The 20,697-nt window shown below is 73.5% G+C and carries 21 protein-coding genes; 13 read left to right on the top strand and 8 right to left on the bottom strand.

Going from position 1 to position 20,697, the window contains the following annotated elements; translation table 11 throughout:
• Window positions 1–7: 7 nt before the first annotated feature.
• Together ACFP3R_RS09680 and ACFP3R_RS09675 are read right to left on the bottom strand one after the other, a co-directional pair.
• Window positions 8–1,666, bottom strand: coding sequence for a hypothetical protein (locus ACFP3R_RS09680; RefSeq protein ID WP_380634796.1), 1,659 nt, complete (start codon window positions 1,664–1,666; stop codon window positions 8–10).
• Window positions 1,667–1,684: 18 nt separating this feature from the next.
• Entirely contained in the window at window positions 1,685–2,191 is a 507-nt protein-coding gene (locus tag ACFP3R_RS09675; protein WP_380634794.1) for a YbaB/EbfC family nucleoid-associated protein, read from the bottom strand.
• Between the two features lie 430 nt (window positions 2,192–2,621).
• Between ACFP3R_RS09675 and ACFP3R_RS09670 the strand changes: the two genes are divergently transcribed.
• From ACFP3R_RS09670 to ACFP3R_RS09645, 6 genes are all read left to right on the top strand, one after another.
• A complete protein-coding gene (locus tag ACFP3R_RS09670) occupies window positions 2,622–3,758 on the top strand; it encodes a BMP family lipoprotein (protein WP_380634792.1) in 1,137 nt (378 codons plus the stop codon).
• A gap of 100 nt (window positions 3,759–3,858) precedes the next feature.
• A complete protein-coding gene (locus ACFP3R_RS09665) occupies window positions 3,859–5,466 on the top strand; it encodes an ABC transporter ATP-binding protein (RefSeq protein ID WP_380634790.1) in 1,608 nt (535 codons plus the stop codon).
• Window positions 5,466–6,536, top strand: a complete 1,071-nt coding sequence (locus tag ACFP3R_RS09660; protein ID WP_380634788.1) for an ABC transporter permease — start codon at window positions 5,466–5,468, stop codon at window positions 6,534–6,536. Before ACFP3R_RS09665 ends, ACFP3R_RS09660 begins: the two co-directional genes overlap by 1 nt.
• A gap of 11 nt (window positions 6,537–6,547) precedes the next feature.
• Window positions 6,548–7,798: an ABC transporter permease gene (locus ACFP3R_RS09655; RefSeq protein WP_380634787.1), complete on the top strand. Its 1,251-nt coding sequence runs from the start codon at window positions 6,548–6,550 to the stop codon at window positions 7,796–7,798.
• Complete coding sequence (locus ACFP3R_RS09650; protein WP_380634785.1) at window positions 7,791–8,189, top strand: cytidine deaminase; 399 nt, start codon at window positions 7,791–7,793, stop codon at window positions 8,187–8,189. The genes ACFP3R_RS09655 and ACFP3R_RS09650 overlap by 8 nt, the downstream gene beginning before the upstream one ends.
• Window positions 8,186–9,463 (top strand): thymidine phosphorylase, encoded by a 1,278-nt coding sequence (locus ACFP3R_RS09645; protein ID WP_380634783.1) that lies wholly within the window; start codon window positions 8,186–8,188, stop codon window positions 9,461–9,463. Before ACFP3R_RS09650 ends, ACFP3R_RS09645 begins: the two co-directional genes overlap by 4 nt.
• Before the next feature lie 234 nt (window positions 9,464–9,697).
• On the opposite strand, the gene ACFP3R_RS09640 is transcribed toward ACFP3R_RS09645, so the two are convergent.
• The gene (locus ACFP3R_RS09640) at window positions 9,698–10,921 is read right to left on the bottom strand and encodes a hypothetical protein (RefSeq protein ID WP_380634979.1); all 1,224 of its coding nucleotides are present in this window, start codon (window positions 10,919–10,921) and stop codon (window positions 9,698–9,700) included.
• Between the two features lie 392 nt (window positions 10,922–11,313).
• Between ACFP3R_RS09640 and ACFP3R_RS09635 the strand changes: the two genes are divergently transcribed.
• Window positions 11,314–12,378 (top strand): adenosine deaminase, encoded by a 1,065-nt coding sequence (locus ACFP3R_RS09635; protein WP_380634782.1) that lies wholly within the window; start codon window positions 11,314–11,316, stop codon window positions 12,376–12,378.
• A gap of 41 nt (window positions 12,379–12,419) precedes the next feature.
• Here the strand turns inward: ACFP3R_RS09635 and ACFP3R_RS09630 are convergent, their stop codons facing one another.
• The 5 genes from ACFP3R_RS09630 to ACFP3R_RS09610 form a co-directional block, all read right to left on the bottom strand.
• Window positions 12,420–13,637: a primosomal protein gene (locus ACFP3R_RS09630; RefSeq protein ID WP_380634780.1), complete on the bottom strand. Its 1,218-nt coding sequence runs from the start codon at window positions 13,635–13,637 to the stop codon at window positions 12,420–12,422.
• A 65-nt stretch (window positions 13,638–13,702) separates the two neighbouring features.
• Window positions 13,703–14,209 (bottom strand): hypothetical protein, encoded by a 507-nt coding sequence (locus tag ACFP3R_RS09625; protein ID WP_380634778.1) that lies wholly within the window; start codon window positions 14,207–14,209, stop codon window positions 13,703–13,705.
• Window positions 14,206–14,580 carry a hypothetical protein gene (locus tag ACFP3R_RS09620; protein WP_380634777.1) on the bottom strand — a complete coding sequence of 125 codons (375 nt, stop codon included), beginning with the start codon at window positions 14,578–14,580 and terminating at the stop codon, window positions 14,206–14,208. Before ACFP3R_RS09620 ends, ACFP3R_RS09625 begins: the two co-directional genes overlap by 4 nt.
• A gap of 4 nt (window positions 14,581–14,584) precedes the next feature.
• On the bottom strand, window positions 14,585–15,748 hold the full coding sequence (locus tag ACFP3R_RS09615) for a C40 family peptidase (RefSeq protein ID WP_380634776.1): 1,164 nt from the start codon (window positions 15,746–15,748) through the stop codon (window positions 14,585–14,587).
• A gap of 1 nt (window position 15,749) precedes the next feature.
• Window positions 15,750–16,073: a hypothetical protein gene (locus ACFP3R_RS09610; RefSeq protein WP_380634775.1), complete on the bottom strand. Its 324-nt coding sequence runs from the start codon at window positions 16,071–16,073 to the stop codon at window positions 15,750–15,752.
• A 139-nt stretch (window positions 16,074–16,212) separates the two neighbouring features.
• On the opposite strand from ACFP3R_RS09610, the gene ACFP3R_RS09605 reads away from it, so the two are divergent.
• Genes ACFP3R_RS09605 through ACFP3R_RS09580 form a run of 6 tightly spaced genes read left to right on the top strand, consistent with a single transcriptional unit; the run spans window position 16,213 to window position 20,672 of the window.
• On the top strand, window positions 16,213–16,770 hold the full coding sequence (locus ACFP3R_RS09605) for an SMI1/KNR4 family protein (protein ID WP_380634773.1): 558 nt from the start codon (window positions 16,213–16,215) through the stop codon (window positions 16,768–16,770).
• A 54-nt stretch (window positions 16,771–16,824) separates the two neighbouring features.
• A complete protein-coding gene (locus ACFP3R_RS09600) occupies window positions 16,825–17,169 on the top strand; it encodes an SRPBCC family protein (protein WP_380634771.1) in 345 nt (114 codons plus the stop codon).
• Window positions 17,170–17,228: 59 nt separating this feature from the next.
• Window positions 17,229–17,765, top strand: a complete 537-nt coding sequence (locus tag ACFP3R_RS09595) for an RNA polymerase sigma factor (protein ID WP_380634769.1) — start codon at window positions 17,229–17,231, stop codon at window positions 17,763–17,765.
• The gene (locus ACFP3R_RS09590) at window positions 17,762–18,541 is read left to right on the top strand and encodes a zf-HC2 domain-containing protein (RefSeq protein ID WP_380634767.1); all 780 of its coding nucleotides are present in this window, start codon (window positions 17,762–17,764) and stop codon (window positions 18,539–18,541) included. The genes ACFP3R_RS09595 and ACFP3R_RS09590 overlap by 4 nt, the downstream gene beginning before the upstream one ends.
• A gap of 14 nt (window positions 18,542–18,555) precedes the next feature.
• Window positions 18,556–19,341: an ABC transporter ATP-binding protein gene (locus ACFP3R_RS09585; RefSeq protein ID WP_380634978.1), complete on the top strand. Its 786-nt coding sequence runs from the start codon at window positions 18,556–18,558 to the stop codon at window positions 19,339–19,341.
• Window positions 19,338–20,672 (top strand): hypothetical protein, encoded by a 1,335-nt coding sequence (locus ACFP3R_RS09580; RefSeq protein ID WP_380634765.1) that lies wholly within the window; start codon window positions 19,338–19,340, stop codon window positions 20,670–20,672. Before ACFP3R_RS09585 ends, ACFP3R_RS09580 begins: the two co-directional genes overlap by 4 nt.
• Window positions 20,673–20,697 lie beyond the last annotated feature (25 nt).

Here is a 20,697-nt window from a genome sequence, read left to right as displayed (position 1 = left end):
CCTGGACTTAGACGTTGACCGAGGGGCTCTGCGCGTCGGCGGACGACGGCTGGGAGTACTTCGACTCGTAAGCCTCGTAGCTCGACTTCGCCGCCTCGTTCGCGGACTCCGCGTCGCGCACCGCCTGCTCCGCCTTGAGACCGGCCTCCTCGGCCTTGCGCGACGCCTCCTCGGCGGTCTTGATGTCCGCGTCGCTGCCGGACGCGAACGCCTTGGCGTTGGCCTCGGCGGCGGCCGCGTTGGCGGCCGAGGCGTCCACGTTCGCCTGCTCGTAGCGGGCGTTCGCCTCCTTGGCCGCGTCGTTCTTGCCGGACATGTCGTTCTCGGCGGCGGTGCGCCCGGGGTCGTCCTGGCCGGGGTTGTTGCGCTTGTGCTCCTCGTACGCGGCCTTGGCGGCCTCGTCGGCGGGCTTGGCCGCGGTCAGCGCGTCCTGGCTGGACCTGGCCGCGTCGGCGAGCTCGCGGCTCTCCTTCGCGGCGGTCTCCGCGGCCTTGGCGGCGTCGGCGCGGGCCAGGTCCGCCTCGGCCTTCGCCGTCTCGTACCTGGCCATCGCGGAGTTGTAGGCGGCCTGGTCGCCGCGCGCGGCGGCGGCGTTGGCCTCCTCGACGGCGGCACCGGCCCGGGTGTTGGCGTCACCGGCCTTCTGCGAGGCGGTGTTCAGCGCCTCGTTGGCCTTCGACGCCTCCTCGGCGGCCTTGTTCTCCGCCTCCTTGGCCTGGTTGTACTTCTCGTTCGCCGCGTTGGCCCTGTCGTTGGCCTCGGTGACCTTGTCGTTCGCCGCGTCCTCGGCCAGCGCGTCCTCGATCTTGCGGTCGACGCCCTTCTGCGCCTTCCAGGACTCGTAGCTGACCTCGGCCACGTCGGCGACGTTCTCGAACCGGTTCCAGCCCTTGCCGATCTTCTCGGTGATGTCGTCGAGGTTCTTGATCCGGCCCATCTGCCGGGCCAGCGCGGCGGTGAGGCGGGCGATCCGGGACGCGATGTTCACGCCCAGCGCCACCGCCTTGCCGATCGCGAAGCCGATGAACGCCGCGATCGAGGCGCCGAAGGTGAAGAACGCCGCCGCGGCCGCCGCGATCGCGCCCGCCAGCAGCGACCCGAGCAGCTGGGCGATCAGGTCTCGGACGATGTCGCGCAGCACCTGCACCAGCACGCCGCAGATGGCGACGATCTTCGCCTTCTGCTCGACCGCGTTGGCCAGCGAGTCCAGCTCCTGGCCCATGCTGTCCATGTTGGTCTTGAACGCCTCCGACGACGCGCCGCTCCACCCGTCGAAGGTGGCCAGGCCGCCGCGGTGGTCCTCGGCGAGCACGCGCAGCTCGGCGGCCCGCGCCTTGGTGGCCTCGACGTTGGCGTTGATGTCGTCGGGGTCACCCATGAGCATGTCGAGCGGCTCTTTGAGGAAGGTCACGTGCTCGATCAGCCAGCCGATGCCCGCGCCGAGGATCGTGCCGAACGGGTCCACCGCCAGCATGGCCATCGACGAGGCCGTGCCGATCGCGGCGAAGGTGATGTCCAGCGCCTTCTCGGTCTCGGTCTCGGCGTCCTTGCCGATGGTGGTGATCATCTCGTCCCACGCCGAGATGAACAGCGAGCCCTTGAACTTGTTCTCCTCGGTGATCTCCATCCCGGGAGGCGCGTCGATGGGGGTCTCGGGGGCGGTCATGGTCCTCGGCCTTCCTGGTCACCAGGGCTGGTTGTCGTCGTCCTCGTCGTCGGCCGGGCGCGAACCGCGCGCCGGCCGCGACGGCGGCCGTGCCTGCTGGGCGTGGAACGCCGGGGCGGGGCGCGCCGGCTCGGGTTCGGGCTCGGGTTCGGGTTCCACGTAGTCGCGGTCGTCGGCCGCGGGCACGTCGTCGTCCGGGATGGCGTCGCTCACCATCCGCAACGCCTCGGTGCCCTCGCCGAGCGGCTCGAACGCGGCGAGCACCTTCTGCGCGGCCTGCTTCTGCGCGGCGCCGGCGGTCTGCATGATCAGCGCGGTGAGGCGTGCCGGGCCCAGGTCCGTGGCGCGGTGGCCGAGCTGGATGTTCACCAGGCCGCCGTTGGGGCCGACGGTGACGGTGACCGAGCCGTCCGGGCTGGACGCGGTGGCCTGGGAGTTCGCCAGGTTGTCCTGGAGGTCCGCCGACTTGCGCTGCAGGTCGGCCAGCTTGGCCTCGAAGTTGTCGAGCCACTGCTGGGGGTCCAAGGTCAACCTCCTGGGGTGGATACCGGTGCAGTGTGGGAGTCCACCCGGAGTCGCCAACGCCGGCCCAACGCGCCACCAACGGGCTAAACCTGCGGAGGTCCGAACCGGGGCCTCGGCGGCGCGGTGCCCGGGGCACGTCGAACGCGGAGGCCGGGACCCCGCCGTTGGTCCCGACCTCCACCCGGGCCTACGAACGGACACCCCCGCCGGTTCACCATCTCACTCTCCGTGACCGGCTACGACACTTGGAAGTCGGAGGATCACCCCGAGTGGCGGTCCGGCGCGGGGGCACCAACGATTAGGTCACGTGCGGACCGGTACGTGCGCGGGTGTCATTACCAAGGGGTACGGTTCGCCACTCGGAACCCGACTACGCCGTCGGGGAAGTCTGCTCGCTGAGCAGGGAGGGAGACGAGCTGTGCGTCCTCGAATGCGTGGCCTCGCGGTGACCGCGATCGCGCTGACCAGCGTTCTGTCGATGGCCGCGTGTGCCAAGGACACCGGTGGGAGCAACACCGGCTCCGGGTCGGACAACGCCGAGGGGTGCAAGCTGGCCGCCAAGCCGCCTGCCGCCGCCGCGGCGACCTCCAGCGCCGCCGCTTCCGACGAGAAGATCGACGGCAGCGCCCTCAAGGTCGGCCTCGCCTACGACATCGGCGGCCGGGGTGACGCGTCGTTCAACGACTCCGCCGCGGCCGGCCTGGACAAGGCCAAGGCCGACTTCGGCATCAAGCCGGAGAACCTCAAGGAGCTGACCGCCGCCCCGAACGAGCCGGAGGACGCCAAGCTGACCCGCCTGCGCCAGCTGGCGAGCGAGGGCTACAACCCGATCATCGGGGTCGGCTTCGCCTACGCCGAGTCGCTGGGCGTCGTCGGGCCGGAGTTCCCGAACGTCAAGTTCGCCATCGTGGACGGCGCGGTCGAGGGCGCGACCAACGTCACCCCGCTGCTGTTCGCCGAGGAGCAGGGCTCCTTCCTGGCCGGCGTCATCGCCGCCTACCGGTCCAAGGCGTGCCACGTCGGCTTCGTCGGCGGCGTCGAGATCCCGCTGATCAAGAAGTTCGATGCGGGCTTCGAGCAGGGCGCCCAGGCCGCCGCGCCGGACATCAAGATCGAGCGCAAGTACCTGACCCCGGCCGGCGACTTCACCGGTTTCCAGGACCCGGCCAAGGGCCAGGAGGCCGCGACCGGCCAGATCGAGTCGGGCGCGGACGTGCTCTACCACGCGGCCGGCGCGTCCGGCAAGGGCGTGTTCTCCGCGGCCAAGACGGGCAACGCCCTGGCCATCGGCGTCGACGCCGACCAGTACAACCAGACCACGGTCGCCGAGTCCAAGGACGTGATCATCTCGTCCATGCTCAAGCGGGTCGACGTCGCGGTGTACGACTTCGTCGGCGCGGTGGCCAAGAACGACCTGGCGAGCCTGCCGAAGATCTTCGACCTGTCCGTCGACGGCGTGGGCTACTCCACCTCCGGCGGCAAGCTCGACGCCGACCTCCAGGCGGTGCTGGAGGGCTACAAGGCCCAGATCATCAAGGGCGAGATCAAGGTCAAGGACAGCCTGTAACCACATCCGGCCTCCGGCGCACTGGGCCCTGCGAGCACCCTCGCGGGGCCCAGTGCGTGGTCAGCCCCGGCCCCGCGGCCGGAGACGAGACGGAGCTTCCATGAGCACCACCACCCCCGCCGTCGTCCTGTCGGGCATCACCAAGCGCTTCCCGGGGGTCGTCGCCAACAGCGACGTCCACCTGAGCGTCCAGGCCGGCGAGGTGCACGCGCTGTGCGGCGAGAACGGCGCCGGCAAGTCCACCCTGATGAAGATCCTGTACGGGATGCAGCACCCCGACGAGGGCACCATCGAGGTGGGCGGCAGGCAGGTCCGGTTCCGCACCCCCGCCGACGCCATCAAGGCGGGCATCGGCATGGTCCACCAGCACTTCATGCTGGCCGACAACCTCACCGTGCAGGAGAACGTCGTGCTCGGCGCGGAGTCGCTGCACGGCATCGGCGGCCGGGCGCGCCGGCGCATCCAGGAGCTGGCGGGGTCGACCGGCCTGACCGTGGACCCGGACGTGCTGGTCGAGCGGCTCGGCGTGGCCGACCGGCAGCGGGTGGAGATCCTCAAGGTCCTCTACCGCGGCGCGCGCGTGATCATCCTGGACGAGCCGACCGCGGTGCTCGTGCCCCAGGAGGTGGACGAGCTGTTCGCCACCCTGCGCGGTATGCGGGAGCAGGGCTTCACGTTCCTGTTCATCTCGCACAAGCTCGACGAGGTGCGCGCCATCGCCGACTCGGTCACGGTGATCCGCCGCGGCACGACCGTGGGCACGGCCGACCCGAGGTCGGTGAGCTCGCGGGAGCTGGCCGAGATGATGGTCGGCAGCGAGCTGCCCAGCCCGGAGACCCGCGAGTCGACCGTGACCGACCGCGTGGTGCTGCGGGTGGAGAACCTGGGCCTGGTGGCCGAGGAGGGCACCAGGCCCGTCCTGGACCGCATCGACCTGGTGGTGCGCGCGGGCGAGGTCGTGGGCATCGCGGGCGTCGAGGGCAACGGGCAGACCGAGCTGGTCGAGACGATCATGGGGATTCGCCGGGCCCACCACGGCCGGGTGTCGCTGGGCGACCGCGACCTGAGCCGCGCGGGCACGCTGGCCCGGCGCGAGGCGGGCATCGGCTACGTGCCGGAGGACCGCCACCGGCAGGGGCTGCTGCTGACCCAGCCGCTGTGGGCGAACCGCATCCTGGGCTACCAGACGCGCCGGCCGACGGCGAGGGGCGCCTGGCTGGACCTGCCGGGCGCGAAGAAGGACACCGAGCGGATCGTCGCGGAGTTCGACGTCCGCACGCCGGGCATCGACGTGACCGCGGCCGCGCTGTCCGGCGGCAACCAGCAGAAGCTGGTGGTGGGGCGCGAGCTGTCCGGCGACCCGGTGCTGCTCATCGCCTCGCACCCGACGCGCGGCGTGGACGTGGGCGCGCAGGCGCTGATCTGGGAAGAGATCAAGAAGGCCCGCGCGCGCGGCCTGGCGGTGCTGCTGATCTCGGCGGACCTGGACGAGCTGATCGGCCTGTCGGACACCATCAAGGTGATGCTGCGCGGGCGGCTGGTGGCCGACGCGGACCCGGCGACGGTGACGCCCGAGGACCTGGGCAGCGCGATGACCGGCGCGGGTGTGGGTGCGGGCGCGGGCGCCGGCGCGGGTGGGGTCGGGGACGTACCCGGGGCCACCGCCGCGGGCGCGCCGAGGTCGGCCGCGGAAGTGGAAGGCGACTGATGGGAATTCTGCGCGGCAAACTGCTGCCGCCCGTGCTGGCGATCCTGTTCTCCGCCCTGCTGTGCGGCGTCGCGCTGCTCGTGTCGGGTGCGAACCCGCTGCGGGCCTTCGGCGCGATGGTGTCGCAGGTCGGTCAGGGCACCACCGCCGTGGACATCGTCAACAGCACGGGGACCTACTACATCGCGGCGCTGGCGGTGGCGATCGGGTTCCAGATGAACCTGTTCAACATCGGCGTCGAGGGCCAGTACCGGGTCGCGGCGGTCGTCGCGGCCGTGGTCGGCGGGTCCATCGTGCTGCCGCCCGGCATCCACGCGCTGGTGATCGTCCTGACGGCCGCGGTGGTCGGCGCCCTGTGGGCCGCGGTCCCGGCGGTGCTGAAGGTGACGCGGGGCGTCAACGAGGTCATCTCGACCATCATGATGAACGGGCTGGCGCTGGGCCTGGCCGCCTACCTGATCGGCGACGACGTCTTCGGCGAGCTGCGCGGCAACAACATCCGCACCCCGGAGATCCCGGAGAGCGGGTGGGTGCCCGGGATCTCGTTCGGGTCGTCCGGGACGGTGTTCGGCCTGGTCTTCCTGGCCGCGGCGCTGGGCGTCGGGTACTGGGTGATGATGAACCGGACCCGGTTCGGCTTCGAGCTGCGCGCGTCCGGCGAGTCCAGCACGGCGGCGGCCGCGGGTGGCGTGAGCGCCAAGAAGATGATCATGATCGCGATGCTGCTGTCCGGCGGCATCGCGGGTCTGGTGTCGATGCCCGAGATCCTCGGGCGCGACCACACCTACAACCTGAACTTCCCCGCGGGCATCGGCTTCTCCGGCATCGCGATCGCGCTGCTGGGGCGCAACCACCCCGGTGGCATCGCGTTCGGCGCGCTGCTGTGGGCGTTCCTGGACAAGTCGGGCCTCGCGCTGGACAACGTGGGCGTGCCGCGGGAGATCGTGACGATCATGCAGGGCGCGATCGTGCTGTCGGTCGTGGTCGCGTACGAGGTGGTTCGCCGGTTCGAGCTGGTCGCGCAGCAGCGCCGGGTCGGTCGGGAGCTCGGGACGGTGGGTGCCGCGTGAGTACTTCGTTGATGAATCCGTCCGAGGCCCCCGCGACCCTGCCGACGCCCCGGAAGAGCCGGAAGATCCCCGGGTGGGCCGTCGGCGCGCTCGGCGTCGCGGGCGCGGTGGTGCTGCTGTCGACGACCTCGTACCTGACGGGCGTGCCGCAGCTGACGTCCACCGGGACCATCCAGACGGCCGTGCGGCTGGCGCTCCCCATCCTGCTGGCCGCCCTCGGTGGTCTGTGGGCCGAGCGCGCGGGCGTGGTGAACATCGGCCTCGAAGGCATGATGATCATGGGCACGTGGGGCGCGGCCTGGGGCGGCTACCAGTGGGGGCCGTGGGCCGCGCTGGTGTCGGCCGCCGTGTTCGGCGCGCTGGGCGGGCTGCTGCACGCCATCGCGACCGTGACCTTCGGGGTGAACCACATCGTGTCCGGTGTGGCGATCAACCTGCTCGGGGCGGGGCTGACCAAGTACCTGTCCACGCTGATCTTCTTCCCGCTGTCGGACAACCCGCGCGAGTCGCCGGCGGTGCCCAAGTTCGACACCTACTCGGCGGCGGGGCTGTCGGACTGGCTCGGGCGGCTGGAGGACGAGCAGCGGGTCGGGCTGTCCGACGTCGCCGGCATCCTGCGCGGGCTGGTGACCGGCGTGTCGCCGCTGACCATGCTGGCCGTGCTGCTGGTGGTGGGCAGCTACCTGGTGCTGTGGCGGACCCGGTTCGGGCTGCGGCTGCGGTCGTGCGGCGAGAACCCGGTGGCGGCCGAGTCGCTGGGCGTGAACGTGTACCTCTACAAGTACGTCGCGGTGATCGGGTCGGGCGCGCTGGCCGGCATCGGCGGCGCGGCGCTGGTGCTCAACCCCGGTCAGCCCGGCTACCTGGAGGGCCAGACCAACGGGCGCGGGTTCATCGGCCTGGCGGCGCTGATCTTCGGCAACTGGCGGCCCGGTGGGCTGCTGGGCGGCGCGGCGCTGTTCGGTTACGCGGACGGGTTGCAGCTGCGGTCCGGCGGGGCGACGTTCCTGGCGCTGGTGTACGGCGCGGTGCTGCTGCTGGCCGTGATCGTGGTGTGGCAACTGGTCCGGCGGCGGTGGTTCGCGGCGGCGATGGGCGTGGTCGCGGGTGGCGCGCTGTACGCGGTGTACTACTCGGTGGACGAGGTGCCGTCCGAGCTGACGACCTACGCGCCGCACCTGGTGACGTTGATCGTGCTGGCGGTGGCTTCGCAGCGGTTGCGGATGCCCGCGGCCGACGGCGTGGTGTACCGCCGTGGGTGACGTCGCTGTTGTCGACTGGGTCGCGCTGCGGGAGCGGGCCGTCGAGGCCGCTCAGGCCGCTTACTGCCCGTACTCCGGGTTGCGGGTGGGTGCGGCGGCGGTCTGCTCGGACGGGCGGGTCGTGGTCGGGTGCAACGTCGAGAACGCCGCCTACGGGGTGGGGTTGTGCGCCGAGTGCACCCTGGCCGGTCAGTTCTTCCTGACCGGCGGGGGGCGGTTGGTGGCGTTGGCCTGCCGGAGCGGCGCGGGCGAGCTGCTCATGCCCTGCGGGCGGTGCCGGCAGATCATCTACGAGCTGGGCGGGGCCGGGTGCGAGGTGGACACGCCCTCGGGCGTGCTGCCGATGAGCGCCGTGCTGCCCGACGCGTTCGGACCGGAGGACCTGCCGTGAGCTACTCGGCCGTGGACGTGATCCGGGTCAAGCGGGACGGCGGGGCGCTGACCGACGCCCACATCGACTGGGTGGTCGACGCCTACACGCGCGGGCTGGTCGCGGACGAGCAGATGTCGGCGCTGGCCATGGCGATCTACCTCAACGGGATGGACGCCCGGGAAACGGCGCGCTGGACGCGGGCCATGGTGAACTCCGGCGAGCGGCTGTCGCTCGACGTCGGGCGGCCCACCGTGGACAAGCACTCGACGGGCGGGGTGGGCGACAAGATCACCCTGCCGCTGGCGCCCCTGGTGGCGGCGTGCGGCGCGGCCGTGCCGCAGCTGTCGGGGCGCGGGCTCGGGCACACCGGCGGGACGCTGGACAAGCTGGAGTCCATCCCCGGGTGGCGGGCGCGGCTGTCCGTGGACGAGGTGGTGGCGCAGCTGCGCTCGGTGGGCGCGGTCGTGTGCGCGGCCACGGAGGGGTTGGCGCCCGCCGACCGGAAGCTCTACGCGCTGCGGGACGTGACGGGGACGGTCGAGTCCATCCCGCTGATCGCCTCGTCGATCATGTCGAAGAAGATCGCGGAGGGCGCTTCGGCGCTGGTGCTGGACGTGAAGGTCGGGTCCGGCGCGTTCATGAAGTCGCTGGAGCGGGCGCGGGAGCTGGCTTCGGCGCTCGTGTCGATCGGCGTGGACCACGGGGTGCGGGTGTCGGCGCTGCTGACGGACATGTCCGTGCCGCTGGGGCGCGCGGTGGGCAACGCGGTGGAGGTCGAGGAGTCGGTCGAGGTCCTGCGCGGTGGTGGGCCTGCCGACGTGGTCGAGCTGACCGTGGCGCTGGCGCGGGAGATGCTGTCGGCGGTGGGGCTCTCGTCGGTCGACCCGGCTGAGGTGCTGGCCTCGGGCGAGGCGTACGAGACCTGGGCCCGGATGATCCGGGCGCAGGGGGGTGATCCGGAGGCTCCGCTGCGCCGCGGGCGGCACAAGCACGTGGTGACGGCGGAGGCGGACGGGTACCTGGTCTCGCTGGACGCTTACGCGGTGGGGGTCGCGGCCTGGCGGTTGGGGGCCGGGCGGGCTCGCAAGGAGGACCCGGTGCAGGGTGGCGCTGGGGTGCTGTGCCTGGTCAAGCCCGGGGAGCCGGTTGCCGCCGGTCAGCCGCTGCTGGAGCTGTACACGGACTCGGCCGGGGCTCTGGACGGGGCTCTGGAGGCTCTGGACGGGTGCTGGTCGGTGGGTGAGGCGCCGGTGGCGCGCGGCCCCCTGGTGATCGACACCGTCCGCTCCTGATCACCGGTCTTGGTGAACGCTCGCGCGAGTCGTACGTTCAGACCTCGCGTGTCGTACGTCCAGGACCGGTGAGTTCAGCGTTCAGGACACGCGAGTCGAACGTTCGGGACCATCGTGTCGAACGTTCGGGACGGGTGAGTTCTACGTTCAGGACGCCTGTGCGGTGGCGTTTTGGCCTGGGACAACGCGAAAGGGCCCGGTCGCACAACGCGACCGGGCCCTTGTCGTGCTGTCTCAGGCGCCTTCGGCGGTGAGGTCGTCGTCGTCCACGTTGCGGTTGTCCGTCTTCGGGCCGTTCTTGCGGGTGCGCCGCTGGGGGCGCGGGAGGGCGGTGGGCGGCGGGGGCGGGGTGGGGGAGCCACCGCCGAGGATGAGTTCGGCGAAGGTCGCCATGGCCTCGTCCAGTTGGCCGCCGATGCGGAGCTCGGATTCCTGGTTGCTCCTGCGGACCATCGTGGCCAGGGCGTCGGCGTCCGGGCGGGAGGACAGGGTGCTGTCCACCTTGTTGATGCCCTGCTCGACCACGCCGGTCAGCTCGGCCAGGCGGGAGGCGAAGTCGTCCTCCACGGAGTCCAGGCGCGTGGTCATGGTGTCGAGGCGCGAGGTGACCTGCTCCAGGCGCTGGGCCAGGGCTTCGAGGCGGTCGGTGGCGTCGACGTGGTCGCGGGTCTCGTCCAGGGCCGCGTGCAGCGACTCGCGGGCCTCGTCGACCTTGCCGGTGATGGTGGAGCGGGTGTCGGCCAGTGCGCCGTGGAGGCCGTCGCGGGTTTCGGTCAGCGAGGTGTGCAGGCCGTTGCGCGTGTCGGTCAGGGCGCTGTGCAGGCCGTCGCGGGTGGTGTTGAGGTTGTCCCTGGTCTCGTCGAGGCGGCCGTGCAGGGCGTTGGTCGAGTCGGTGAGGGAGCGCTGGAGCGCCTCGCGGGTGCCGTCGAGGTGCTCGTGCACGCCCTCGTCCACCTCGTCGAGCCGGCTGCGCAGGGCCGCCTCCAGGACCTCCAGCCGCTCGCGCAGCGGCGCGGTGACGGCGCCCGGGACCTGGTCGACCTTGGTGTCCTGCTTGTCGAGGTGCAGTTCCAGGTCGTCGATGCGCTTGTGGATGTGGGAGAGCTTGTCCTCCAGGCCGTCCATGCGGCCCGCCACGCCCTCGAACCGGCCGGTCACGCCGTCGAGCCGGCCGTCGAGCTGGGCGAACGGCTTGGCCAGCTTGTCGACCAGGCCGTCGACGGCCCTCCCGATGCCCTGCACCGCGTTGTCCTGGGCCTCCAACCTGGAGAGCGCCTCGTCCAGCCGCTCGGCCAGCACGCTGACCTCGGTCCGGTCGGGCAGCTCGGACAGGCGCTTGCGAACGGAACCCAGCGATTCGAGCGGGGACATCCGCGCGTGGATCTCGTCCAGTGCGTCGAAGATCTGCTGCTGCTCGCTCTCACGGATCTCCGCGGCGCGCGTGAGCATGTTGCGCATCCGATCGAAGGACATCGTGGAGTTGTTGTTCTCGTTCACGGCTCGGTGCCTTCGTCCAGGGGAGGGGAGACCTCCGGGAGCCTAACCAGGTTGGGCCGGCGGTCTGTACCAGCCCCTGGGGGGAACCACCTCGGGTGTAGTCCGTTCGAGTTACGGGGCGTGACCCTACCCGAGGGTAACTGTGAGGGGGTCGGTGATGGTCCGCGGTGATCATCCACCGTGTGAGTGACCGAAGTGGGGGCCGTAGTAGCGGAAAGTTCTGCATCACGACTGGACAACGGCGGACGGAAGACCCGAACGAGTGGTTCTGCGCACACTGTATGCCCAGTGTAGCGGAACATGATCGTTTCGGGGCGCCCGGCCCGGCGTGTCGGCGGTATACCGTGGCGGCCATGCCGACCCCGCTTTCCCCGGAGGCCCTGCGCGGCGCGCCCAAGGTGCTGCTGCACGACCACCTCGACGGTGGCCTCCGCCCCCAGACGGTGATCGAACTCGCCGAAGCCCACGGCCACCAGGGCCTGCCCACGACCGACCCCGTCGCCCTGGGCGCCTGGTTCCGCGACAACGCCGACTCCGGCTCGCTGGTCCGCTACCTGGAGGGCTTCGCCCACACCTGCGGCGTCATGCAGGACGAGGCGGCGCTGGTCCGGGTCGCCTCCGAGGCCGTCCAGGACCTGGCCGCCGACGGCGTGGTCTACGCCGAGATCCGCTACGCCCCCGAGCTGTTCACCGAGCGCGGCCTGAGCCTGGAGCAGGCGGTCGAGGCGGTGCAGGAGGGCTTCCGGCAGGGCGTGGCCGCCTCCGACGACCGGATCCGGGTCGGCGCGCTGCTGTGCGCCATGCGCCAGAACGACGGCTGGCAGCGCGTCGCCGACCTGGTCGTGCGCTACCGGGACGCGGGCGTGGTCGGCTTCGACATCGCGGGCCCCGAGGCCGGCTTCCCGCCGAGCCGGGAGCTGTCCACGTTCGAGTACCTGCGGCAGCGGAACGCCCACTTCACCATCCACGCGGCCGAGGCCGCGGGCGTCGAGTCGGCGTGGGAGGCCGTGCAGCTGGCGGGCGCGGAGCGCCTCGGGCACGGCGTGCGGCTGGCCGAGGACATCGACGGCGACCGGGTCGGCCCGCTCGCCGCGTACGTGCGGGACCGGCGGATCGCGCTGGAGATGTGCCCCACCTCGAACGTGCAGACCGGCGCGGTCGCCTCGCTGGCGGAGCACCCGATCCGGCGGATGCACGAGCTGGGCTTCCGGGTCACCCTCAACACCGACAACCGGCTGATGAGCGGCGTCTCGATGACCAGCGAGTTCGCCACGGCGGTCGAGCACTTCGGCTTCGGCTGGGGTGACCTGCGCACGTTCACCGTGAACGCCGCGAAGGCCGCGTTCCTGACGCACGACGAGCGCCGCGCCCTGATCCAGGACGTGGTCGAGCCCGCGTACGCGGCCCTGGAGAAGTGAGGGAGGGGGCGGTCCGACCGGACCGCCCCCTCCTCTTCCGATCAGCGGACCGTGAGCCGGTCCTCGAACTGCGCCACGAGGGTGCGCCAGGCGGTGACCTCGTCGTCGAACGGCGCGCTCGGCGCCAGCCGCGTCGGGTCCGGCTTGAGCACGTAGTTCACCAGCCACCCGAGCCGCTCGGACCCGTTGAGCTGGACCTTCACCCCGTCGTCACCGGCCCACTCGCCGGCGTCCTCCAGCAGCTCCACCGCGAGGTCGAGCTGCGTCGGGTCCACGGCGTCCGGCCCCTCGGAGATGTCCTCGTCCAGGCCGGTGAACACGTAGACGTTGTCCGGGTCGACCTCGACCTCCAGGTCGCCGCCGGTCGCCTTGGTGACCAGCTCGCCCCAGGTGGACACCTCGGCGAGGTCGTTGTCGTCGGCCTCGACGATGAACCGGGCCAGCGCGCGCGGCGAGCCGAACACGTCGATCCGGCCCTTGCGGCCCAGGAACACCGGCTGGTCGTCCAGGTAGCAGCGGAGCGTGTAGTACTCGCCCGCCCCGGTGATGATCTTGATCGGGTCGATGCCGACCTCGCCCCAGAACCCGACCGGCTCCTCGCCGTCGGACTCCTCGTCGCTGTCGTCGTCGACGACGCTCACCGCGGAGGCGTTGGCCTCCTCGAACGCGGCCAGCTCCTCCCGCGCCGACGCCAGCGCGGCCTCGTCGACGTCCGGCGCGGTCACGACCTCGTCGATCGCGTCCAGCACCTCGTCCCACTTCTCCGAGACGACCCGCGAGAGCTCCGTCCACAGCGCCTGGCCCTCGCGCCCGGTGAACGGCAGCGTGCCCTGCGGCAGCAGGGCGAAGCCCTCCGCCGAGTCCAGGACCTCGTGCACCTTCTCCAGGTCGCACACGTCCGCCAGCGACCGCACGATCGAGACCACGTCGGCCAGCTCGCCGATCACCCAGGTGTCGGGCTCCTCGGCGACCAGCTCCGGCACGCCCACCAGGTCGAACTGGTGGTTGTCGTCGGGCGACAGCTCACCGACCGTCAGCGCGGGCACCACGTGCCACGCCGGGTGGTCGGTCAGGTCGTGCTCCTCGGCCTTGCGCACGAACGCCGCGAGGTGCGCGGCGTCGGGGAAGGCGTACAGGTCCTCCTCGTGGCCGAGGAATGCCTCCCACTCCTCGCCCTCTTCCCGCCAGCGCGGTGCCCAGAGGGTGACGACATCACCCTGCGTGAGCCCCAGCTCGATCGGGACGATGTCCTGTGCCATCCGACCTCCCGGTCACGCCATGCCCCTTTGCCATGCGGGGGCAAGAGTACGGGGTCGATCACGGGCTACCGCCGTTGACCACGGAACGGGTCGGCGAAGTAGTCGTCGTCATCGCCGGACCCGGTCGGGTCGGGGCGGGCCGAGGCGCGTCGCGGGGGCTGCCCGGACGCCCGCGGCGGGGTGCCCGGAGCAGGTGGCGGGGTGGGTGGTGCGGGGTGCGGTGAGGGGTGCCGCGGGGTGTCCCGCTGGGTCTCTCGGGAGGCCCGGAGGGGTGGTGGGCCGGCGAACGCCTCGACCGCCGTGGCCAGGCCGTCGCCCAGCGCCTTGGCCAGCTCGTCGTAGCTGCGCTGCACCGCGGCCTCCGCCGCGAGTCGGGCGGTCTCCACGGTCAGCCGGCCGATCGCGTCCGGGCCCCGGGCGAGCGCGGCGGGGTGCAGGTCGAGCGACGTGAGCTCGCCGGTGGCGGTCGCGGTGGCGCGGGCCAGGCCGGTGGGGTGCTCGGCCGCGCCGACCACGCGGGCCAGCACGCCGGTCAGCGCCTCGGCGGCGGCGAGCCGCTCCTCCCGGGTCACCGCGGGCCGCGCAGGTACGGGCCGCCGAAGTCGTCGGTGTCGGGACCGGGCTCGAACCCGAGCTCGGCCTGCGCCCGCAGCGCCGCCGGGTCGGCCACGCGCTCCAGCGAGCGGTGCGCCCGGCCGGCCGCGTCGCGGGACGCCGCCGCGGCCACGCGCACGATCTCGTCCGCCAGCGCCCGGGGGCCCATGGCGATCGCCGCCGGCGACACCCGGACCTCCTGGGGCGCGCCGCCGGGCGCCGCCACGACCGAGACCGCGCCGTCCGGGGACGACGCCCGCCCCCGCACCGGTCCCGTGCGCGCCAGGTGCTCCTCGACCCGCCGCCCGGTCTCCGCGAACCTCAGGGCCGCCCGTTCCGCCTCGTCCACGTCCTCAGCCCGTCGGTCGGTAGAAGCCCATGAAGGCCATGCCGATGTTGTCCGTGCGGATCGGGTTCACCTGCACCGGGTCGCCCGCCTCCACCACCTGCCCGTTGCCGATCACCATCGCCACGTGCCCGTCCCACACCACCAGGTCGCCGGGCAGCAGCTGGCCCGGGGGCACCGAGGCGCCCATGGCCTGCGACGACGCGGGCCTGGGGAGGTCGAACCCCGCGCCCTGGTACGCCCACTGGGTCAGGCCGCTGCAGTCCGTGCCCTGCGGCGGGTTCGCGCCGCCCCAGACGTACGGGGTGCCGAGCGCGGACAGCGCGTTGCGCACGGCCCGCGCGGCGGTCTCGTTGGGCGCCTCGGCGCTGCTGCCGTCGGGCAGGTTCACGCCCACGCCGGTGCCGGGCTGCGGCGGGACGGCCACCGGGAGGCGCGGGCCGACCGGGTCGCCGCCACCGCCGCCCCCGGAGCCGCTGCCACCGCCGCCCCCGGAGCCGCCGCCCCCGGAGTTGCCGCCGGAGTTGCCGCCCGGCCCGGCGGGGGAGCTCCCGTTGCCGTTCGCGGAGGAGGAGGTGGACGTCGTGCCGCCGCCCGGTTCCGCGCCCAGCGGGTCGCCCAGCCCGTCGAACGAGGGCCGCGCGAGGCCCTGGAGCCGGGTGACCGCGTCGGTCAGCTCGGCGCGGACCCGGTCCAGCTCCCGGCCGGTCCTGCCCTCGTACTCGCGGGCCTTCGCGGTCACCTCCGCGGCCACCGCGAGCACCGCGCCCGTCCCGCCCAGCAGCGACGCGGCCACGGCCGCCGCCAGCCGGGGCCACGCCCAGCCGGTGAACTCGTCGACGAGCCCCTGGATCGCGGCCTTGCCGGAGTCCACCGCGGCCACCGCGTCGGCCGCCGCCTGCCGCGTGGTCGTGGCGTTGCGCGCCAACGCGCCCACGCCGCCGGAGAAGGCGCTCACCCGCTGCTGGAACGCGTTCGCCCGGTCGCCGTACCAGGTGGCCAGGGCCGCGTTCGCCGCGCCGGTGTGCCTGCCGTCGACCTCGGTCAGGGCGGTCGCGGCCCGCCCGAACGCGTCCGCGGCGCGGGTGGCGCCGCCGGTGTCGCCCTCCAGCTTGGCCAGGTGGTCCTTCATGGGCCGGACGAGGGCCGCCAGGAAACCGCCGACGTCCACGTCAGGTCCGGTACGCGCGGTCGAGGTCGGCGGCGTTGCCCGCCTCCTGCTCGGCGTAGGCGCGGCTCGCGTCCCGCGCCGCCCCGGCGAGCCCGGCCAGCGCCGTCGCGGCGGCCGCCGCACCGTCCACCTGGGCCTGTGCCGCGCGCTGGAACGCCGCGCCCAGCCCGACCTCGTCGCCGAGCGCGCCGAAGCTGCCCGCCGCCACGGAGGTCGTGCCCGCCAGCGTCGACGTGCCGACCGCGCCGACCTCCTCCGACAACCCGGCCGCCGCGCTGCCGTACGCCGACAGCGCGGCGGTGTCGACGTCGAAACCCCGTTCCACCCCTGGCCCCCTCGTCGCGTTCTCCCGGGCCGGGATCCTGCCCCATCCGGCCGCCTGGCGTGCGCTGATCCGGCAGACCGTGCCCCGATGGGCGGTACCTGGCACGCCCGTACCAGGTGATCATGGGGAGGTGGGTGTTTTGCGCCATTGGGACAGGATCGTGGCGTGGCTCGACGAGCACGCCCCCTTGACCGCGGAGGCGTTCGTGCCGCCGGAGGACGATTCCGCCGTCGAGGCGCTGGAGGTCGCGACCGGTCTGGCGCCGCCCGGTGACCTGCGCGCGTGGTGGTCGGTCTGCGGCGGCACCGCCGACCTGGCCTACGCCGAGGTGCTGCCGCCCTTCTACACGCCGCTGGGCCCGTCTGACGCGCTGCGCTCGTGGCGGCTGAAGCGGCGCTTCTGGCCCGCGGACCCGGACAGCGAGGCGGGCTCGCCGACGGTCGGCTTCCACCCGCGGTGGCTGCCCATAGCGTTCGACGGGTGCGGTGACGCGCTGGCGCTGGACCTGAGGCCGGGCGTGCTGTCGGGGTGCGTGGTGGAGTGGGACCGCGAGGCGGGCGGGATGGTCAAGCCCGAGTGGACCGGGCTGGACGAGATGCTGGACCGGATCGCCACGGCGCTGGAGCACCGCGGCCGGCTCGGGCACTGCGAGCCGCTGGTGGGCGCGGACGGCCGGCTGGGCTGGCGCACCGACTAGGTCACCCGACCGGTGGGGCCGTGCGTTCCGCCCGATCGCGGGTACCCGGTGGCCATGACCAGCTACGAGTACCGGGCCCCGGTCGACATGGCCGCCGATGAGCTGTTCGGGTTCATGGCGCGCCCCGAGAGCCTGCCCCAGCACCTGCCCGGCCTGGAGACGACGACGCCGGAGGTGGACACCGGGGGCCGCCGGATCTCCTGGGAGGAGGGCGGTTACCGGGGCGAGCTGGTGGTCGTCGACGACGGCCCCGGCCGCAGCCAGGTCGCGATCGCGGTGAAGACCGAGCACGGGGGCGACGTCCGGCGCGAGCTGGAGGAGGCGGTGGCCGCGCTGTCCCACCGGGCCACCGGCGAGGCCGAGTCGAGTGCCACCGCCGACGAGAACAGCTGGTACTGATGTGACGCACGTCACCTCTGACTGAGAACCGTTCTCCGCGAGCGGGCGTCTTGCCGGGTGTGAACGAGGAGCAGTTGGTCCGCGCGGTGGCCCGCGGCGACCGCGCGGCCTTCGAGGAGCTCTACCGCCGCACGTCGCCGTGGCTCGCCGTGCGCCTGCGCCGCCGGTGCGCCGACGAGCAGGTCGTGGCCGAGGTGATGCAGGAGACCTACCTCGCGGTGTGGCGGGCGGCCGGGTCGTTCGCGGGCGCCGCGGTCGACGGCACGGCGGTCGGCTGGCTGTGGACGATCGCGGCCCGCAGGCTGGTCGACGCCTTCCGCCGCCGCGCCCACCACTCCCGCGTCCCCCTCGCCGGGGCGCTGCCCGAGCCGGCGCCCGCGCCCGCCGCCGAGGACGAGGCGCTGGCGGGCGCGCTGGGCGACCACGTCGGCGGCGCGCTGCGCGACCTCGCCCCCGAGCTGCGCCAGGTGCTCCAGGCGATGGTGCTCGACGGGCTGACCGTGCGCGAGACGGCCGTGCTGCTCGGGGTGCCCGAGGGCACCGTCAAGACCCGCGCCAGGCGGGCCCGGATCGCGATGCGGGAGGCACTGTCGTGAACGAGCACGCGTCCGTCGAGCTGATCACCCGCTACGCGGCGGGCGAGGACCTGCCCGCCGACCGGGTGTGGGCGGTCGAGGCGCACCTGGAGGGGTGCGAGCTGTGCCGGCTGCGGCTGGCCGACGTGGCACCGCCGCCGGTCGCCGCGCTGACCGCGGCCGTGTGGGCGGGGTTGGAGCCCACCGGGACCCCCGCGCCCGCGCGCCGGGACCGGGCGCCGTGGGCGGCGCCGTCGCTGCTGCCGTGGCTCGGGATGACCACGTTCGTGGTGCTCACCGTTCTGTTCGTCGACTTCCTGGCGCCCCGGGACGAGGTGCCGTCCGTGCTGCTGCTGCTCGCGCCGGTGCTGCCGGTGCTGGGCGTCGCCGGGGCGTGGACGCGGGCGGTCGACCCCGCCTACGAGCTGGTGGCGTCGACCGCGCGGGCCGGGCTGGAACTGGTCCTGCGGCGGACGCTGGCCGTGCTCGTCGCGGTGCTGCCGCCGCTGCTGGTGGGCGGCTGGCTGACCGGCGCGTCACCCGCGTACTGGCTGCTGCCGAGCCTGGCCACCACCTCGGTGACGCTCGCGCTCGGCAGCGTGGTCGGGGTCGGCCGGGCCGCGGTCGCCACCACCGCCGCGTGGGCGGTGCTGGTGGTCGGCCCGGCGGTGCTCCTCGGCGGTGCGCCCGGTGTGCCCGGTGTGCTCGCGCCGGGCGCGGTGCCGGTCTGGGCGGCGGCGCTGGTCGGGGGCGCCGCCGCAGTGTTCTTCAGGTCCGCGTCCTACGCGCGGCTGTGACGGAGGGGAAGATGGTGCGTGCGGTGGGCGCGGCGGAGGTCGCGCCAACGGGGTACGCCTGGCAGGTCCGGGCGGAGGGGTTGCGCGTGCGCGCGGGACGGCGGATGGCCGTCGACGGGCTCGACCTGAGGCTGGGTCGCGGCGTGCACGGGCTGCTCGGGCCGAACGGCGCGGGCAAGACCACGCTGATCAGGTCGCTGGCGACGGTGCTGCGGCCCGCGTCGGGGACGCTGGAGGTGTTCGGCCGGTCGGTGTCCGGGCGGCTGGACCTGAGGGAGCCGCGGCGCGCCCTGGGCTACCTGCCGCAGGACTTCGGCTACTACAAGCGGTTCACCGTCCGCGAGTTCGTCGAGTACGTGGCGTGGCTCAAGGAGGTGCCGAAGCGGGACATCCCGGGCGCGGTGCAGCGCGCCGTCGAGCGCGTCGGCCTCGCCGACCGGGCCGACGACCGGCTCAAGGCGCTGTCCGGCGGCATGGTCCGGCGGGCGGGCATCGCGCAGGCGATCGTCAACGACCCGGAGCTGCTGCTGCTCGACGAGCCCACGGCCGGGCTGGACCCGGGCCAGCGGGTGCGGTTCCGGGAGCTGGTGCAGGAACTGGGCGCGGACGCGTGCGTGGTGGTGTCGACGCACCTGGTGGAGGACGTCGCGGCGGCCTGCTCGGACGTGGTGCTGATCGCCGGGGGCAGGCTCGTGTTCCAGGGCACGCCCGCCGAGCTGGCCGCCGCGGGCGGACCGGACCACGTGGGCGACAGCCCGATCGAGCGCGGCTACTCGGCGCTGCTGGGCGGTGCCTGGTGAGGGTCCTGGGCATCGAGCTGCGCCGGACCTCGGCGCTGGTGGTCGGCCTGATCACGGTGGTGGTCATGCTCGGGATGCTGTCCTGGGGGCCGGCGACGAAGAACAGCACGGCGTGGACGCTCCAGTGGTCGTCGATGGCCGAGTGGACCCGGTTCACGCTGCTCTTCGCCTGGGCGCCGGTGGTGGGCGCGGGCGCGCTGCTGGGGCTGCGGGACCGGCGGTCCGGGGTGGACGAGCTGTTCGGCTCCACGCCGCGGCCGCGCGTGCAGCGGGTGCTGCGCACGCTGGCCGCGTGGGGCCTGGCGCTGGGCGCCGCGTACGCGGTGGTGCTGGTGGTCGGGGCGGCGCTGGTGCGGTCCGACCACTTCCACCGGGGCTGGCTCCCGGTGGCGCTGGTGGGGGTGCTCGCGCTGGTGGCCGCGGCGTGGCTGGGGATGGGCCTGGGGCGGCTGGTGCCCTCGCCGCTGACGCCGCCGGTGGTGGCGGTGGCCGCGTTCGCGCTGGTGGCGCTGTCCCTGCGGCCGGAGGGGGAGGGGATTCGGTGGACGCTGCTGGCGCCGGGCGTGCCCTCGCCGCGCAGCGTGTACGCGCACGTCGCCGGTGCGGTGAGCCTGGGGCAGGCGGTGTGGTTCACCGGGCTGGCGCTGACCGGGTTCCTGCTGGTCGCGCTGCGGCGGCGGTGGCCCGCGGTGCTGCCGGCGCTGGTGGCGGGCGCGGTGGCGGTGCCGCTGCTGCCCGCGACGCCGGCGGGCGCGCTGTCGCCCGACCCGGTGGCCGCCGAGCTGGTGTGCGCGGACGGGCTGTGCCTGACGCGGGCGCACGAGGGGGAGCGGGCGGCGTTGGCGGGCCCGGTGCGGGAGGCGTTGCGGGCGCTGGCGAAGCTGCCGTCACCGCCGGTGGAGGTGCGCGAGGTGGCGGCCGCGGTGCGGGTGGAGGCGCGCGGCCCGGACCCGACCGACGCGGTGTGGGTGCACCTGGACGAGCTCGTCTACTTCCGGTCGCCCGGTGTGGTGGCGCCCGAGGACCTGACCGACTGGCTGATCGCCGGTGCGGGGACGCGGACCTGCTACGGCGAGTACGTGCCGGAGGAGGTCGCGCGGGAGGTCGCGTTCCGCTCCGTCGCCGCGGCCTGGCTGACCGGCGAGCTGAAGCCGCTGCCGGTGTACCGGGTGTGGGTGGGGAAGGAGGCGGACGCCCTGAGCGCCGCCGCCTGGGAGACCCTGCGGGCCCTGCCGGAGGCCGAGCGGGCGGCGCGCGTGCAGGAGGCCCGCGAGGTGCAGGCGGCGTGCTCCGGCGACGCCCTGTCCGTCCTGACGGGAACCCCGAGATGACGAAAGCGTCGCGAGTCGTACGTCC

The organism is Saccharothrix lopnurensis (assembly GCF_042658445.1).
GTDB classification, from domain to species: Bacteria; Actinomycetota; Actinomycetes; order Mycobacteriales; family Pseudonocardiaceae; genus Actinosynnema; species Actinosynnema lopnurensis.
This window is presented reverse-complemented; position numbering and strand designations above follow the sequence as displayed.